A 16,215-nucleotide genomic window follows, 5' to 3' on the forward strand; every position below is an offset into this window, starting at 1 on the left:
TTTCGCTTATTAAAGCAAATATAACCATTAATTGAAAAATAGTTGCAATAGACTATGAATTTAAGCCAGTTCCCCTTGCACAAGGGGCACAAAGCGCACAGCTTCGATCACTTCACTATGAAAACCATTGCCATGACGTTTCATGGATTTAAGAATTTGTGTATGCTCGCCAACGGGCAAAACCATCACACCACCATCAGCAAGCTGAAGCATCAATTCTTGTGGGATATAGGGAGGCGCAGCGGTCACAATAATAGCATCAAATAACCCACGCGACGGCCATCCTTGCCAACCATCCCCATGACGGGTTGAAACATTATGCAAATCAAGCTGTTTCAATCTCCGTTTAGCCTGCCACTGTAGGCCCTTGATCCGTTCTACCGAGAAAACATGTTTGACTAAATGCGCTAATATTGCTGTCTGATAACCAGAGCCGGTACCAATTTCCAAAACCTTAGCATCCGGTGTTAACTGAAGCAGCTCAGTCATACGGGCAACAATATAAGGCTGAGAAATTGTTTGCCCATAACCAATAGGCAAGGCCGTATTTTCATACGCTTTATGTGCCAGTGCTTCATCGACAAAACGTTCTCTAGGCACGGCAGAAATGGCGGCCAGTAAACGTTCATCATCTATTCCCTGCTGGCGTAATTGTGTCAGCAAATTTTTCATTGCCCGACTCAGCATTCTCCATCAACCTCAGCTTTAGCTAACCAATCTCTTACTAACGCCTGCGCTTTATACGCAGTCAGATCTACCTGTAATGGCGTAATAGATACATATCCCTGTTCCACCGCCGCAAAATCTGTTTCAGGGCCAGCATCATATTTATCTCCCGGTGGCCCCAACCAGTAAAGCATGTTACCTTTCGGATCTTGCATGGAATAAACTTCTTCCGCGGCATGACGGCTACCACAACGTGTCACCCGAAAACCTTTAATGTGCTCAAGTGGCAGATCAGGAACATTCACATTTAAAATATTACCCGCTCTCAAAGGCGTTGTTTGTAGCATTTGTAACAAACGACATGTGATTTCTGCCGCTGTTTCATAATGCAATTCGCCATCAAGTGAAATAGCCAATGCCGGCAACCCCAGATGACGGCCTTCCATCGCAGCCGCAACCGTACCGGAATAAATCACATCATCCCCAAGGTTAGGGCCACGATTAATACCAGAAACAACAATTTCAGGGCGCGGAAGAACCAGCCGATTAACACCGAGATAAACACAATCTGTTGGTGTGCCGCCCAATACCGAAATATCACCATTCTCCAGCGTATTAACACTTAATGAACGATCAAGGGTCAATGCATTAGATGCACCACTCCGATTACGATCAGGAGCAACAACCTGCACATGATAACTTTCACGCAATGCAGCCGCCAAAGCCTGAATCCCTGGAGCGGTCACACCATCATCATTACTCAACAATATTCGTAACATTATTTTGATCCTGATTGATTATTTCCCTGACCACACTGGTAGCAAAACTGCCAGCAGGCAACCAGAAACTGATTTTTACCGTGTCATTATCTTGCCATTGCCAACTCAGATTCTGAGGCTGCACCAGAATCGCCCTACGAGAACCCTCCACCCTTTCACGCTTGATAAGTTCCCACAACGATTCATAAGGCTGCAAATATTGCCGTTCAAAATCCACAGCTTGGTGTTGTGTTCCCAATTCACCGTCACCAGGCAGCGGTGCAGTTATTTGTAATTCTCCATCGATCACCCGCTGTTGCAATAAAGGCAATTCAGCTTCGTCAGCAACAAACCAGCTACCACGCCCTGTTAATTGTAGGGCATCACCCTTCATTACCTGTTGTTGCTGTTTCAGAGCAACCCGCGCACTGGCTACCGCATTAAACATAGCACTACGACTAGCTGATAGATAAAAACTGCGTTTATTTCTCTCTTTTACTCGGATTTCATTATTTGCCCAACGCTGCGCTTGAATCAGATTCTGCCCATCCCGACCAAAACGCTGTTCACCAAAATAGTTAGGCACACCACTTTGCTGAATCAACTGTAGTCTGTTTTCAACCAATTGGTGATGACTGATTTCCCGCAAAATAAGTGTAAATGAGTTTCCTTTCAATGCGCCAATGCGCAATTTACGTTTCTGACGGGCTGTCGTCAGAACTTCACATCCCTCAAGCTGAAACGAGGCAAAATCAGGATCCTGTTTGCCCGGTAAGTGCAAACAAAACCACTGTTCTGTCACTGCATTACGGTCTTTTAAACCAGCATAACTGACCGATCTAGACGGTATACCAGCGAAACGAGCGAGGTTATCTGCAACAAATTGAGTATTACAACCCGTTTTACGAATATGCACCATTAAGTGCTCACCTTCTCCATCAGGAGAAAATCCCAAATCTTCACAGACAATAAAATCTTCCGGCGAAGCCTTTAATATCCCCGTCGCTTCCGATTGCCCATACAGCCAATTTAATTCAGCCAATACCATCAATTATTCCTTAACCAGCAAAGCAACCGCTTCGCAAGCAATACCTTCTTTACGCCCAACAAATCCCAATTTTTCGGTGGTTGTGGCTTTAACATTGATATCATCAATGTGACATTGCAGATCTTCTGCCAGATTGACTCTCATTTGTAGGATATGCGGCAACATTTTGGGTGCTTGAGCGATAATCGTAATATCCAGATTGCCAATTCGATACCCCTTTTCTCTGATACGTGAATAGGCTTCGCGCAATAATTTACGGCTATCCACCCCTTTAAACGCTGGATCAGTGTCTGGGAATAATTTCCCGATATCGCCCAATGCCGCAGCACCTAACAAAGCATCCGTTGCTGCATGGAGAGCAACATCACCATCGGAATGCGCTAACAACCCTTGTTCATAAGGAATACGAACACCACCGATAATAATCGGTCCTTCACCACCAAATTTATGTACATCGAAACCGTGTCCGATCCTCATGATGTCTGTTCCTTTATTTTCTAGACAGATAAAATTCTGCCAATGCCAAATCCTCAGGGCGCGTGACTTTTATATTGTCCGAACGCCCGTTAACCAACACCGGTTGATAACCACAATATTCCAGTGCGGAAGCTTCATCTGTAATATTAGCGTGTTGAGAAAGTGCTTTTGATAAACAATCCCTTAGTAACATCAATGGAAAAAACTGAGGTGTCAGTGCATGCCAGAGATCTTGCCGTTCTACTGTATGGTCAATAATCTGACCAACCCGTCCGCGTTTCATCGTATCGCGGACCGGCGATGCCAGAATACCACCGCATGCCATATTTCCCTGTTCATCGGCTTCTGCTAATTGTAACAAACGGTCAAGATCGTCATGGTGTAAACAAGGGCGGGCCGCATCATGCACTAAAACCCAGCAATGATCACTGCCAGTCAAATGAACCAGATGATTTAAACCAGCCAGCACAGAATCTGCTCGCTGTTCACCACCGGTTACCGTAGTAATGCGCGAATCTGATGCAATCTCAAGGGATTGAAACTGTGTGTCCGCGGGATTTAAAACAATCACAACATGCTGAATACGGGGATGAGCAAGTAATGCAGCCAAGGTGTGCTCAATAATAGTCTTTCCAACAATAGACAGGTATTGCTTTGGGCAATCCGAATTCATTCGGCTACCAATACCCGCTGCTGGTACCAAAGCAATAATATCAGCACAGGAACGAAGTAATAGATTGTTCATTTTAATTATTGAGTATTATTTGGAGTCGAGGGACGCGAAGTGTTTTCTTTAGATTTATCAACGATTAAACGATAGAAAGTTTCACCCGGTTTGATCATACCCAATTCACTACGGGATCGCTCTTCGATGGCTTCCTGTCCACCCGTAAGATCATCAATTTCCGCCGATAACTGATCGTTACGCGCTTTAAGTTTGCTGTTATTACGCTCTTGCATCGCAACATCATTCTTAACCCGCACATAATCATGAATGCCGTTTTTACCAAGCCACAGTGAATACTGTAGCCATCCAAGTAAAACCAGTAATAGTAGCGTCAGTTTACCCATTTCCGCCCCCTAAAATATCTGTCAATCATCCCATAACTCAAAGAATGACGCCACTATCACAAAACAGGGTATGAGAAAAATAGTTGAATGCAGCTATTTTACACAAGCACATCACTGAAAACGCAATAATGTGCTTTTTGTTGACGTTATCCGTGATGAATCATTGAGCGTATAATGCCGCTCTTTTCCAATTCCACCAGCAACTGGGCCACGGAGATTTCAACGGATTGCTGGCCTGGAAGATAAATTTCCGGGTTATCGGGAACCTCATAGACTGAATCAATCCCCGTGAAATGACGAATTTCACCGGCACGGGCTTTTTTGTACAATCCTTTCGGATCACGGGATTCACAAATTTCCAGTGGTGTATCGACAAAAACTTCAATAAATTGCCCTGGTTCTAACAGTTCACGAACCTTTTTCCGCTCTGCTTTATGAGGGGAGATAAAAGCCGTCAGCACGACTAAACCCGCATCGACCATCAAACTGGCAACTTCACCCACACGGCGGATATTTTCCTGCCTATCCTGTTCGGAGAAACCCAAATCACTACAAAGGCCATGACGCAAGTTATCACCATCAAGCAAATAAGTTTTCATTCCTCGTTGAAACAGGGCCTGCTCTAAAGCCCCGGCCACAGTGGATTTCCCTGAACCCGATAAACCAGTGAACCAAATAACCAATGCAGGATGTCCATTTTCAATCTCCCGCTGCACTCTGGTCAGTTGATGTGGATGCCAGACAACATTTTCTGATAGCAAATTTTCAATGTCAGCCAATTTATTTACCTCCCAGTAAATCTCTGGCTCCCCAATGAGGGAAATGACGACGAATCAACCGATTCAATTCCAGTTCAAATTCGCTGAATTCTTTTGGCCCTTCATAAACATCTGTCTGAATTTCACGTACCAACCCCGCACCAACAGTGACATTAGTCAGTCGATCGATCAAAATAATGCCGCCAGTGTCGCTATTTTGCTGATAGCTATCGAGCATTAATGGTTCTTCAAAAGAAAATTCCACCGATCCAATGGCATTTAATGGTAAATCAACAGTCACCCGCTGTGTCAGGTGAGTAATATCCACTTGATATTGAATGTTCTCAACTTTCCCACGGCTCTTTTTACCCGCCACTTTGATATCAAGGTTCTGCCCCTGCACCAAAGGCTGTTCAGACATCCATACCACATCCACCAGCGCATGCCGGGTAACCATCATCTCATCATCGGCAGAAATCAGGAGATCACCTCGGCTGATATCAACTTCGTCTTTCAGCACCACCGTCATGGTTTCACCCGGAACAGCAAAATTCAAATCACCATTAAAAGTCACTATCCGCTCCACCTGAGAGCAGATACCGGATGGCATGACTTTAACTTTCTGCCCTTTACGTAAAATCCCAGACGAAAGTGTGCCACTATAACCACGAAAATCGAGATCAGGCCGACTAACATACTGTACCGGGAAGCGCAGTAACTGCTTCGAGGCTTCCTTTTTTACATCAACTGTCTCAAGAATATCCAACAACATTGGTCCTTCATACCAATCCATATTTCGACTTCTAGTGACAATATTATCGCCATCAAGTGCAGAGATTGGGACAAAATGAACGTCCAAATCTGTCGGCAATTGAGCAGCGAAATTCATATAATTCTGTTTGATCTGATCAAAAACTTCCTGACGATATTCCATCAGATCCATTTTATTCACCGCTACCACCAAATGGCGAATACCTAGCAATGTACTGATAAAACTGTGACGACGGGTCTGCTCCTGAACACCTTTACGCGCATCAATCAACAGAATAGAGAGATCACAGGTCGATGCACCCGTTGCCATATTACGGGTGTACTGCTCATGTCCCGGTGTATCAGCAATGATAAATTTGCGTTTTTCTGTTGAAAAATAACGATAAGCCACATCAATGGTGATACCCTGTTCGCGCTCTGCGGCAAGACCATCCACCAATAAAGCCAGATCTAATTTTTCACCCTGAGTACCGATACGTTTACTGTCATTCTGCAATGTTGAAAGCTGATCTTCGTAGATCTGACGGGTATCATGTAACAAGCGTCCAATCAGAGTACTTTTGCCATCATCCACGCTGCCACACGTCAGGAAACGCAGTAATCCTTTCTCTTGTTGAGCGTGCAGATAAGCTTCCACACCGCCCTGTTGTTTAATTTGATGAGCAATAGTTTCATTCTGTGCAAGTGCTGACATGGTTGTACTCCTTAGAAATAACCTTGACGTTTTTTCAGTTCCATAGAAGCAGATTGATCACTATCAATCAGCCGCCCTTGCCGTTCACTTGTCGTCGATATCAGCATCTCTTCAATAATTTCCGGCAATGTTTCAGCATCAGATTTCACTGCTCCCGTCAGCGGCCAACAACCAAGAGTACGGAAACGAACTTTGCGCTGGCTGATAACCTCACCAGGTTTCAGATCGATCCGATTGTCATCAACCATAATCAGCGTACCCCCACGCTCCAATACCGGGCGTAATTTGGCAAAATAAAGGGGAACAATATCAATTTGCTCCAAATAGACGTATTGCCAAACATCCAGTTCAGTCCAGTTAGACAATGGGAATACGCGAATACTTTCACCTTTGTTAATCTGGCCGTTGTAATTACGCCACAATTCAGGACGCTGGTTTTTAGGGTCCCAACGATGTGAACGATCACGGAAGGAATAGATCCTCTCTTTGGCACGTGATTTCTCTTCATCACGACGAGCACCGCCGAAAGCGGCATCAAAACCATATTTATCCAGCGCCTGTTTTAATCCTTCGGTTTTCATGATGTCAGTATGTTTGGCACTACCATGCACAAATGGATTGATTCCCATTGCTTCCCCTTGCGGGTTGCGATACACCAATAGTTCAAAGCCGTAATTCTTAGCAGTACGATCACGAAACTCGTACATTTCGCGAAATTTCCAGCCCGTATCCACGTGCAGCAAAGGAAATGGCAATGTTCCCGGATAGAACGCCTTGCGTGCAAGATGAAGCATGACCGAAGAATCTTTACCGATAGAGTAAAGCATCACTGGGTTTTCAAACTCGGCGGCCACTTCCCGTATAATATGAATACTTTCAGCTTCAAGTTGCTGCAAGTGTGTCAATCTTTTCTCATCCATTACAACTCCTTATGCAAAATCGACTACTGCCGGACGGCTTATCTTGGCAATAGATTGCTGCCCAAACCAAGCTATCTGATGGTGGAGTTGAGCCACCTCTCCCACCACCAGTAAGGCCGGCGACGGTGCCCTCTGTGCTAACTGTTCCAGTTCAAGCAAAGTGCCGGTTAACACTTGCTGCTCTGGACGAGTACCACAACCAATGACGGCTACTGGTGTCTCTTTCGCTCGCCCATGTAAAATTAATTGATGACTTATCAAGGCTGCCTTTACCGTCCCCATATAAATCACCAGCGTCTGATGACCTCTAGCCAAAGCAGGCCAATCCAACTCATTACCCTTTTCTCGACAATGACCGGTAATAAAAGTGATACTCTGTGAATGTTCCCGGTGAGTTAGCGGAATTCCTGCATAAGCCGCCGCCCCGATGGCGGCGGTAATGCCCGGTACAACCTGAAAAGGGATACCTGCCGATGCTGCAACTTGTAGTTCTTCACCGCCACGGCCAAAAATAAAGGGATCACCGCCTTTAAGGCGAACCACTTTTTTCCCCTGTCCGGCAAATTTCACAATCAATCGGTTAATTTCCTCCTGAGAAACAGAGTGATTACCCGCTCTTTTGCCAACGCAAATTTTATCTGCATCACGGCGAACCAGATCCAGTACATCACTGCTCACCAAATGATCATAAAGCACCACATCTGCCTGCTGAATAACCTGTAACCCCTTTAACGTCAGCAATCCCGGATCACCAGGACCAGCCCCAACCAAAGCCAGTTCTCCCTGAGAATCAGACTGTTCTAGTTGTTGCTCAAGCTGTTTTTCCGCCTGTTGGATCTGACCGTTTGCAACCAACATAGCGAAACGACCATTGAAAGCCTGTTCCCAAAAAGAACGACGTTGGCGCATGGAAGTTAATCGCTGTTTTACTCGATCACGCCAATTCCCGGCGATGTTTGCCATCGCGCCAAGACTAGAAGGCAGTAACGCTTCTAATTTCTCACGGATTAAACGCGCCAATACTGGCGCTTTTCCCGCCGATGAAATCGCCACCAAAACCGGAGAGCGGTCGATAATTGATGGAAAAATAAATGAACAATGAGCTTGATCATCAACCACATTGACCAAAATACCGCGCTTATTAGCCTCAGAAAAAACCCGATTATTTAGAATGCGATCATCAGTCGCAGCAATGACTAAAAAGATGCCATCAAGATATTCAGGCTGGAATTCTTCCTTATACCATTCCAACTCACCAGCTTGATAACGCTGTTGTAATTCAGAGCACAATTCAGGCGCTACAACTTGTAATAATGCACCTGCCCGTAGTAGTAGAGTCGCCTTACGTGCGGCCACTTCTCCACCACCGACAAGCAATACAAGCCGCCCTTTCAGCTCAACAAATATCGGTAAGTAATCCACGATTGCCCTTGATATCCAGTGAAATATTTATAAGTACTGAAACTGTTTCGAATGAATATATGAGTCGGCGGTAAAGTTATAAAATGACAAAAAGGAATTAATTGTTCTGTAATGGAATATAGCCAACCTCTCTAGAACAAGGCTAATGTGTTTTTTTGCACTAAATTGCTAAGGGCAGGAAAAGTAAATGACTTCAAAATTCCCACTCAGGAAATACCGGATTTTTAATTCTCATGTAACCCACATTCTCGCTTCAAGCCAAAAAAACGGGTTTGTTCTTCACTCATGCCCGGTTCCCATTTTTGGGTTGTATGGATGTCACCAACAGAGAGATAACCTTGTTCCCATAATGGATGATATTCCAAGCCATGCTTTGTCAGATATTGATGCACACGTCGGTTATCCCAGTCGATAATCGGCAAAATCTTAAATATTCCCCGCTGTACAACCAGAACCGGTAATTTTGATCGACTTTCAGATTGCTGACGGCGTAAACCAGCAAACCAACTTTGTGCTCTCAGATTTTTCAAAGCCCGATTCATGGGTTCAACCTTATTAATCTGATTGTAACGCTCTATTCCCTCTACACCTTGTTCCCACAATTTCCCATAACGAGCCTCTTGCCAAGCCGGAGAATACTCAGCACTGAATACTTGCAAATTCAGTTTCAACTGCGTTGTGAGTTTATCTATGAATTGATAAGTTTCAGGGAATAGATAACCCGTATCAGTAAGAATGACCGGAATGTCAGGATATTCCTGTGTCACTAAATGAAGACATACCGCCGCCTGAATACCAAAACTGGAGGAAAGAACAAACTCCCCTGGCAAATTTTCCAATACCCAGTTTACCCTCTGGTGAGCATCCATCATTTCAAGCCGAAGATTAATCTCAGCCAATGATTGCTCTTGCTGTTCAGCAGTCATACTAACAAATTGAGACAAGCTGAATTGGCTCATACCGCCTCCTGCCAATCGTAAAAATCGCGGGCTGAATCCAGTACCGGTTTGATAATATCCGTGCGGATCAGAAAATCACCAAAACCTTCATTTGGCTGCCGACCTATCGCCCAACGCCCAATAAGTTCATCCATGATGGATAAGATCTCTTGTGAGCTGATATTTTCTTTATACATGCGTGGAATACGGGTACCAATCCGATTACCACCAAGATGAAGGTTATAACGATCAAGCGCTTTGCCGACTAGCCCTACCTCCGCCAACATCGCTCTACCACAACCATTCGGACAACCTGTCACCCGCAAAACAATATGTTCATCACCAATACCGTGTTTATTCATCAATTGTTCAACATGAGTGACAAACTCCGGTAAAAAACGTTCAGCCTCAGCCATTGCCAACGGACAAGTTGGGAAAGAAACACAGGCCATTGAATTTTCACGCTGAACGGTGGTTTTATCATCAATCAACCCATGCTCACGGGCGATAGTTTCAATGCGTTGTTTCTCACTTTCAGGAATACCAGCAATGATTAAGTTCTGGTTGGCCGTCAGGCGAAAATCCCCTTTATGTATTTTTGCAATTTCAGCAACACCGCTTTTCAGCGGCTTGCCAGGGTAGTCCAAAAGGCGACCATTCTCGATAAACAGCGTCAAATGCCATTTATCATCGATGCCTTTCAGCCAGCCAATTTGATCACCTCGACCAGTAAATTCATAAGGTCGGATTGCCTCAAATTTCACGCCAGCGCGTCTCTCTACCTCTTCTTTAAAAGTATCAACACCAACCCGCTCCAACGTATATTTGGTTTTGGCATTTTTACGCTCGGTCCGGTTACCCCAATCACGCTGAGTTGTCACCACAGCTTCCGCAATTGCCAGCGTATGTACAAGCGGGATATAACCAAACTCACTCGCCATACTTGGATAGGTATTTTTATCACCGTGAGTCATCGCCAAACCACCACCCACCAACACGTTAAAACCAACCAGCTTGCTACCTTCTGCAATGGCAATAAAATTCAGATCGTTGGCATGCAGATCAACATCATTCTGTGGAGGAATAACTACCGTGGTTTTGAATTTACGCGGCAAATAAGTCGAGCCAAGAATCGGCTCTTCATCGGTCGTTGCGACTTTTTCTTTATCCAACCAGAGTTCAGCATAAGCACGGGTACGCGGCAGTAAATGTTCTGAGATTTTCTTCGCCCATTCGTAAGCTTGCTGATGTAGCTCTGATTGAATAGGATTCGAGGTACAAAGCACATTGCGGTTAACGTCATTCGCCGTCGCGAGCGAATCCAGTCCAACTTGATTCAGCAATTGATGCGCAAGTTTTACATTCCCTTTTAGAATGCCATGAAATTGAAATGTCTGGCGGTTAGTCAACCGGATACTGCCATAAAGGGTATTCTCTTCAGCAAACTTATCAATGCCCAACCATTGTTGTGGCGTAATCACGCCACCCGGCAGACGACAGCGCAACATTATTGCATGACGTGGCTCCAGTTTTTGCTCTGTGCGTTCAGCACGGATATCACGATCATCCTGCTGATACATGCCATGAAAACGAATCAACAGGAAATTGTCCCCTTCAAAACCTCCCGTCAAGCCATTAGTTAAATCTTCACTGATCGTACCTCGCAGGAAATTACTCTCCTGCTTCATACGCTCACTGTCAGCCAGTTTACCTTCGACAATCAAAGGACCATGTTGTTTATCATTCATTAGTACACATCCCTCTGATAACAGCGCTCAAGGCGCAGTTCACTTAAAAATTCATCTGCCTGTTCGGTATCCATACCGCCATGTTCAGCAATAATATCCAACAACGCATGTTCCACATCTTTCGCCATGCGGTTTGCATCACCACACACGTACAGATGTGCTCCTTCCTTTATCCAACGCCATACTTCTTCACCTTGCTCACGCAGCTTGTCCTGAACATAAACTTTATGCTGTTGATCACGGGACCATGCCAGATCAATACGGGTTAACAGGCCATCTTTGACATAACGCTGCCACTCCACTTGATAGAGAAAATCTTCAGTAAAATGTGGATTACCAAAGAACAGCCAATTTTTCCCTTCCGCGCCATCGGCCTCTCTTTGCTGCATAAACGCCCGAAATGGCGCAATTCCGGTTCCCGGCCCAATCATGATGACAGGCGTGCGTGGATCAGCAGGCAGACGAAAATTATCGTTATGCTCAATAAAAATACGAATATCGCCATTTTCCTGTAAGCGATCTGCTAGATAGCCGGATGCACCGCCGGTGCGGGCTCGCCCATCAATTTCATAACGAACCACACCAACTGTAAGATGAACTTCATTTTCCACTTCTGCCTGAGAAGAAGAAATTGAATAAAGTCTTGGTGTCAAAGGCCGTAGCAAATCAATAAATTGCTGCGCCTCTGGTTGAGAAGCCGCTTCTCTTATCATATCGGCAATCGGTTTGTTGTGAGCGTATTGCTGTAATGCTTGTTTATCAGCAATCAAAGAAAGTAATTTTTCATCTTTCGCGAGAACCGCGTATTTTTCCACAATCACACTGGTATTTTGGGTTAGCTCAACATGGCTGATCAACGCTTCTCTTAATGACAATTTCTGACCATTAACCTCAACTTGTTCTGTTCCCTGCAACCAGAGCAAATTCAACACTTCATCCACCAGCTCCGGATCATTTTCAAACCAAACACCCAAAGCATCACCTGGCTGATAACGCAAACCTGAATCACCCAGATCAATTTCAATATGGCGAACATCTTTATCAGAACCACGACCCGTTATTTTCTGACGAGTAGCTAAAGCCGCGGTCAATGGTGCCTGTTTAGTATAAGAAGTTGAAAAAACTTCATTTACCGATCTGTTCTGTGCAGGAGTAATCGCAGTTCCTGTCTCAGCCGGAATACGCTGTTTCAGGATCCCAGTTAATTGTTTACGCCACTGAGCCGCAACTTGTTGATATTCCACATCAGCATCCACACGCTCCAGAAGCCGTTGAGCACCTAATTCATTCAGACGATTATCGAAATCTTTTCCAGCCTGGCAGAAACGCTCATAAGAGGTATCACCCAGACCAAAAACCGCAAATACCGTATCATTCAGCTTCGGCGCCTTTTTAGAATAGAGATATTTATACAATGCAACTGCTTCCTCAGCAGGTTCTCCTTCACCTTGAGTAGAAGCAATAATTATCAGTATCTTTTCTTGAGCAATTTGTTTGAATTTATAATCACCAGCGTTGAATAGATTGACATTGAGTTTCTGTGCCAACAAATCCTCACGGAGCTGCTCAGCTAAACGACGAGCATTACCGGTTTGTGAAGCTGAAATTAATGTAATCGTCTCCTGTGCCGGAACCGCCGGAGCCACAGCCTGAACCTGTGGTTGTTGATTTACCATTCCCCAAAAATAACCAGACAGCCAGGCTAATTGAGTTGGTGAAAAATCCCCAATTGCCGATTGCAAACGCACTAGCTGTTCAGGTGAAACCGGAATAAGTGAAATTGAAGGTGGTTTTATGCTCATGTCCTGTGCTGCCCTTTACGATTACCAATGTCCGTTATTTTTAGTAGAGAAAATAAATGGGGATGGTTTGTAAGGTTATCTCAGCAACTTGTTACTATTTAAAGAAACTATCGCAATATCAAATAACCAAAACGCCTAACCATATTTACAGATTTAATATATCTATAAAACAGTTAATAAGAGCAATGGCAAAAAAATGAAAAAACCAGGTTTAATTCAGAAGATCGGGTAGAATAGCGGGTTTTTTGAAGTCAGGGAGAACCACTATGAGCACAACGATTTTTAAAGATTTTCAGTTTGAAGCCGCCCACCGTCTGCCACATGTCCCAGAAGGCCATAAATGCGGTCGTCTGCATGGACACTCATTTATGGTACGACTGGAAATTACCGGGGAGGTCGATCCTCATAGTGGCTGGATTATGGACTTTGCCGATTTAAAAGCCCTATTCAAACCTGTTTGGGAACAGCTAGATCACCATTACCTGAACGATATCCCTGGACTGGAAAATCCAACCAGCGAAGTATTGGCAACCTGGATTTGGCATAAAGTTAAACCAATAGTTCCACAACTCAGTGCCGTTATGGTGAAAGAAACCTGTAATGCGGGATGTATTTTCCGCGGCAAATGAAACAACTTACTGCACCAGGAAACCTCCAGTGCAGTAAGCTTTTCTCAGGCAATATTCAAATATTTATGTGTTTGCATAGACAACCGCCAATTACGGGCAATACAGGTTTCAATACATAAACGGGTAGCATCTTCTTTCTGGCTAATCGGTTGCAGTGCAATAATGCGTGATGAGTTGCCATCTAATGTCGCCAATAACTCATCCAATACTTCAATATCTCTTTCCCTCGCAACCGGATATTTTATTTCATTAGCCCTTTGTAAAGCTTGCTGCAATACCTGGTAACCACCACGCATATTAACTTTTGGTGAAACTGTCACCCAAGTAGCAACAGAACATTTAACATGATACGTTCCACTAGTTTCTATCTGGCATTGGTAGCCAAGGCTTTCTAACTCTTCGGTCAGAGGAGTAAGATCATAAAGACAAGGCTCACCACCAGTAATAACAACGTGACGTGCGGTATATTTCTGTTGAACAAACAGCGCCGCAATTTGCTTAGGCGATGCTTCACTCCATTCATTGCTTTCACTCGTCTTCAGCAAAATTGTTTCCAGTGTCCGTTGCTTTTCCGCTTCTTTCTCCCAAGTGTGCTTAGTATCACACCAGCTACAACCAACCGGACACCCTTGTAGACGAATAAAAATTGCCGGGACTCCGGTAAAAAAACCTTCTCCCTGCAATGTCTGGAATATTTCGTTAATCGGGTAAAACATAAAAATCTCTGGTTTCATTAGGCAAGGGCGCATTATTGCAGATATCTATCCCTCGAACATCAATCTTTATGATAAGGTACGGGGTTTGCTTCGCTTAGCTAACATGCGACTTGTCGAGGCATTGTGTGCTTAAAATATATCTAGCACTGAGAAAGTGACAGGAATAAATAATGCAGAATAATGAAACTCAGCTGAAACGGGGTCTAACCGGGCGGCACATCCGCTTTATGGCATTAGGTTCCGCAATAGGCACAGGGCTGTTCTATGGCTCCGCAGCTGCTATTCAGCAAGCTGGTCCCGCCGTATTACTCGCCTATTTAATCGGCGGTGCTGCCGTATTTATGGTGATGCGTGCATTAGGTGAAATGGCTGTTCACCATCCAGTAGCCGGTTCTTTTTCACACTATGCCAGCCATTACCTCGGACCTTTAGCCGGATTTCTAACCGGATGGAATTATATATTCGAAATGCTGATCGTCTGCCTGGCTGACGTTACTGCATTTGGTTTTTATATGAAGCTCTGGTTCCCTCATGTGGAACAGTGGATCTGGGTACTAAGCATTGTCTGCTTTATTGGCGCAATTAATCTTTGTCATGTGAAGATTTTCGGTGAAATGGAATTCTGGCTTTCTATTGTGAAAGTCACCGCAATTATCGCTATGATTATCGGTGGCATGACCATCATGGTTTATGGATTCGGCCAAGAAACAGATCATGTAACCGGTATTGCCAGTTTGTGGGAATATGGCGGTTTTATGCCTAATGGCATCAGTGGCGTGATAGCTTCACTCGCCATTGTGATGTTTGCTTTTGGTGGTATTGAAGTCATTGGTATTACTGCCAGTGAGGCAAAAAACCCCGAGAAAACGATTCCAAAAGCAATCAATGCTGTCCCTTTCCGTATTCTGCTGTTCTATGTACTGACTCTGTTTATTTTAATGTGTATCTATCCGTGGAATCAGATCGGTCAAGAAGGTAGCCCATTCGTACAGATTTTTTCTAGCTTGGGTATCAATTCTGCTGCTAACATTCTCAATATCGTAGTGATTACTGCCGCAGTTTCAGCAATCAATAGCGATATTTTTGGTGCTGGCCGTATGATGTACGGCATGGCCCAAGAAGGACAAGCGCCTAAATCATTCACCAAGCTGAGCCGTAATGGCGTACCCTGGATGACTGTAATCGTTATGTCAGCAGTTCTATTAATTGGGGTTATACTCAACTATATGATTCCGGAAGAAATTTTCATTATCATTGCCTCTATCGCAACATTTGCTACTGTATGGGTATGGTTAATGATCCTACTTTCTCAGGTTGCTATGCGTCGCAAAATGAGCAAAGAAGAAGTTAAGGCCCTGAAATTCCCCGTTCCTATGTGGCCAATAGCACCTGCATTAACCATTATCTTTATGATATTTGTTATTGCATTACTGGGCTATTTCGAAAAAACCCGCATTGCATTAATTGTGGGAATCACATGGGTGATCTTATTATCAATCACCTATTTCTTTAGCAAAAAGAAAAATATTTCTCAAATCCATCAGATAAACAAATAATTTTCATTCATAAATGCCAGATTAATCTGGCATTTATTTTAATTTATCCAAATGAAATATATTTAATATTTATCTTAATATAATTTCAACATATTAATTAAAATAGGTAGATTCACATAATAAGTGCAACATCGTTAATCTGGAAGTAAACATGTTCGTATTCCCTTAAATAATTCATTCGGTGTTTTCCCACCCCGTGTCTTTCGGGGACGATGATTTAACCGGTTTACCACAAAATTTA

At 44.0% G+C, this 16,215-nt stretch carries 16 protein-coding genes and 1 pseudogene; 2 read left to right on the top strand and 15 right to left on the bottom strand.

Annotated features, from left to right (window positions below; genetic code table 11):
- Window positions 1-60 precede the first annotated feature (60 nt).
- The 13 genes from CKY02_RS15160 to cysJ all read right to left on the bottom strand — a co-directional run bounded on the left by CKY02_RS15160 (window position 61) and on the right by cysJ (window position 13,073).
- Entirely contained in the window at window positions 61-687 is a 627-nt protein-coding gene (locus tag CKY02_RS15160; RefSeq protein ID WP_112877122.1) for a protein-L-isoaspartate(D-aspartate) O-methyltransferase, read from the bottom strand.
- A complete protein-coding gene (gene surE / locus CKY02_RS15165) occupies window positions 681-1,445 on the bottom strand; it encodes a 5'/3'-nucleotidase SurE (protein WP_112895934.1) in 765 nt (254 codons plus the stop codon). The genes CKY02_RS15160 and surE overlap by 7 nt, the downstream gene beginning before the upstream one ends.
- The gene (truD, locus tag CKY02_RS15170) at window positions 1,423-2,472 is read right to left on the bottom strand and encodes a tRNA pseudouridine(13) synthase TruD (protein ID WP_112895935.1); all 1,050 of its coding nucleotides are present in this window, start codon (window positions 2,470-2,472) and stop codon (window positions 1,423-1,425) included. Before truD ends, surE begins: the two co-directional genes overlap by 23 nt.
- Window positions 2,473-2,475: 3 nt before the next feature.
- Complete coding sequence (gene ispF, locus CKY02_RS15175; protein WP_112895936.1) at window positions 2,476-2,949, bottom strand: 2-C-methyl-D-erythritol 2,4-cyclodiphosphate synthase; 474 nt, start codon at window positions 2,947-2,949, stop codon at window positions 2,476-2,478.
- Window positions 2,950-2,962: 13 nt separating this feature from the next.
- Entirely contained in the window at window positions 2,963-3,694 is a 732-nt protein-coding gene (gene ispD / locus CKY02_RS15180) for a 2-C-methyl-D-erythritol 4-phosphate cytidylyltransferase (protein WP_112895937.1), read from the bottom strand.
- A 5-nt stretch (window positions 3,695-3,699) separates the two neighbouring features.
- Complete coding sequence (ftsB, locus tag CKY02_RS15185; RefSeq protein WP_065390098.1) at window positions 3,700-4,020, bottom strand: cell division protein FtsB; 321 nt, start codon at window positions 4,018-4,020, stop codon at window positions 3,700-3,702.
- 146 nt (window positions 4,021-4,166) lie between these two features.
- On the bottom strand, window positions 4,167-4,799 hold the full coding sequence (gene cysC, locus CKY02_RS15190) for an adenylyl-sulfate kinase (RefSeq protein WP_112895938.1): 633 nt from the start codon (window positions 4,797-4,799) through the stop codon (window positions 4,167-4,169).
- A 1-nt stretch (window position 4,800) separates the two neighbouring features.
- Window positions 4,801-6,243: a sulfate adenylyltransferase subunit CysN gene (cysN, locus tag CKY02_RS15195; RefSeq protein WP_112895939.1), complete on the bottom strand. Its 1,443-nt coding sequence runs from the start codon at window positions 6,241-6,243 to the stop codon at window positions 4,801-4,803.
- Window positions 6,244-6,254: 11 nt separating this feature from the next.
- The gene (gene cysD, locus CKY02_RS15200) at window positions 6,255-7,163 is read right to left on the bottom strand and encodes a sulfate adenylyltransferase subunit CysD (RefSeq protein ID WP_112895940.1); all 909 of its coding nucleotides are present in this window, start codon (window positions 7,161-7,163) and stop codon (window positions 6,255-6,257) included.
- Window positions 7,164-7,172: 9 nt separating this feature from the next.
- Window positions 7,173-8,585 carry a siroheme synthase CysG gene (gene cysG / locus CKY02_RS15205; RefSeq protein WP_112895941.1) on the bottom strand — a complete coding sequence of 471 codons (1,413 nt, stop codon included), beginning with the start codon at window positions 8,583-8,585 and terminating at the stop codon, window positions 7,173-7,175.
- Between the two features lie 224 nt (window positions 8,586-8,809).
- Window positions 8,810-9,544 (bottom strand): phosphoadenylyl-sulfate reductase, encoded by a 735-nt coding sequence (locus CKY02_RS15210; protein ID WP_112895942.1) that lies wholly within the window; start codon window positions 9,542-9,544, stop codon window positions 8,810-8,812.
- A complete protein-coding gene (gene cysI, locus CKY02_RS15215; protein WP_112895943.1) occupies window positions 9,541-11,271 on the bottom strand; it encodes an assimilatory sulfite reductase (NADPH) hemoprotein subunit in 1,731 nt (576 codons plus the stop codon). Before cysI ends, CKY02_RS15210 begins: the two co-directional genes overlap by 4 nt.
- Window positions 11,271-13,073, bottom strand: coding sequence for an NADPH-dependent assimilatory sulfite reductase flavoprotein subunit (gene cysJ, locus CKY02_RS15220; protein ID WP_112895944.1), 1,803 nt, complete (start codon window positions 13,071-13,073; stop codon window positions 11,271-11,273). The genes cysI and cysJ overlap by 1 nt, the downstream gene beginning before the upstream one ends.
- A 266-nt stretch (window positions 13,074-13,339) precedes the next feature.
- Here cysJ and queD point away from each other — a divergent pair, with 266 nt between their 5' ends.
- A complete protein-coding gene (queD, locus tag CKY02_RS15225; protein WP_112877133.1) occupies window positions 13,340-13,702 on the top strand; it encodes a 6-carboxytetrahydropterin synthase QueD in 363 nt (120 codons plus the stop codon).
- Between the two features lie 44 nt (window positions 13,703-13,746).
- Here the strand turns inward: queD and queE are convergent, their stop codons facing one another.
- Window positions 13,747-14,418, bottom strand: a complete 672-nt coding sequence (queE, locus tag CKY02_RS15230) for a 7-carboxy-7-deazaguanine synthase QueE (protein ID WP_112895945.1) — start codon at window positions 14,416-14,418, stop codon at window positions 13,747-13,749.
- Between the two features lie 170 nt (window positions 14,419-14,588).
- Between queE and CKY02_RS15235 the strand changes: the two genes are divergently transcribed.
- The gene (locus CKY02_RS15235; protein WP_112895946.1) at window positions 14,589-15,974 is read left to right on the top strand and encodes an amino acid permease; all 1,386 of its coding nucleotides are present in this window, start codon (window positions 14,589-14,591) and stop codon (window positions 15,972-15,974) included.
- Between the two features lie 134 nt (window positions 15,975-16,108).
- Here CKY02_RS15235 and CKY02_RS15240 read toward each other — a convergent pair.
- A pseudogene (locus CKY02_RS15240) lies at window positions 16,109-16,215 on the bottom strand (IS30 family transposase); the annotation flags it as partial.

It is taken from the genome of Photorhabdus bodei, from assembly GCF_003287735.1.
GTDB lineage: Bacteria > Pseudomonadota > Gammaproteobacteria > Enterobacterales > Enterobacteriaceae > Photorhabdus > Photorhabdus kayaii.

What these genes read in the sequence shown, in the direction of transcription:
- cysN (WP_112895939.1), bottom strand. Translation starts at nt 6,243, where the DNA reads ATGTCAGCACTTGCACAGAATGAAACTATTGCTCATCAAATTAAACAA.
- CKY02_RS15235 (WP_112895946.1), top strand. Translation starts at nt 14,589, where the DNA reads ATGCAGAATAATGAAACTCAGCTGAAACGGGGTCTAACCGGGCGGCAC.
- CKY02_RS15210 (WP_112895942.1), bottom strand. Translation starts at nt 9,544, where the DNA reads ATGAGCCAATTCAGCTTGTCTCAATTTGTTAGTATGACTGCTGAACAG.
- truD (WP_112895935.1), bottom strand. Translation starts at nt 2,472, where the DNA reads ATGGTATTGGCTGAATTAAATTGGCTGTATGGGCAATCGGAAGCGACG.
- ispF (WP_112895936.1), bottom strand. Translation starts at nt 2,949, where the DNA reads ATGAGGATCGGACACGGTTTCGATGTACATAAATTTGGTGGTGAAGGA.
- cysI (WP_112895943.1), bottom strand. Translation starts at nt 11,271, where the DNA reads ATGAATGATAAACAACATGGTCCTTTGATTGTCGAAGGTAAACTGGCT.
- CKY02_RS15160 (WP_112877122.1), bottom strand. Translation starts at nt 687, where the DNA reads ATGCTGAGTCGGGCAATGAAAAATTTGCTGACACAATTACGCCAGCAG.
- ftsB (WP_065390098.1), bottom strand. Translation starts at nt 4,020, where the DNA reads ATGGGTAAACTGACGCTACTATTACTGGTTTTACTTGGATGGCTACAG.
- queD (WP_112877133.1), top strand. Translation starts at nt 13,340, where the DNA reads ATGAGCACAACGATTTTTAAAGATTTTCAGTTTGAAGCCGCCCACCGT.
- cysD (WP_112895940.1), bottom strand. Translation starts at nt 7,163, where the DNA reads ATGGATGAGAAAAGATTGACACACTTGCAGCAACTTGAAGCTGAAAGT.
- ispD (WP_112895937.1), bottom strand. Translation starts at nt 3,694, where the DNA reads ATGAACAATCTATTACTTCGTTCCTGTGCTGATATTATTGCTTTGGTA.
- queE (WP_112895945.1), bottom strand. Translation starts at nt 14,418, where the DNA reads ATGTTTTACCCGATTAACGAAATATTCCAGACATTGCAGGGAGAAGGT.
- cysJ (WP_112895944.1), bottom strand. Translation starts at nt 13,073, where the DNA reads ATGAGCATAAAACCACCTTCAATTTCACTTATTCCGGTTTCACCTGAA.
- surE (WP_112895934.1), bottom strand. Translation starts at nt 1,445, where the DNA reads ATGTTACGAATATTGTTGAGTAATGATGATGGTGTGACCGCTCCAGGG.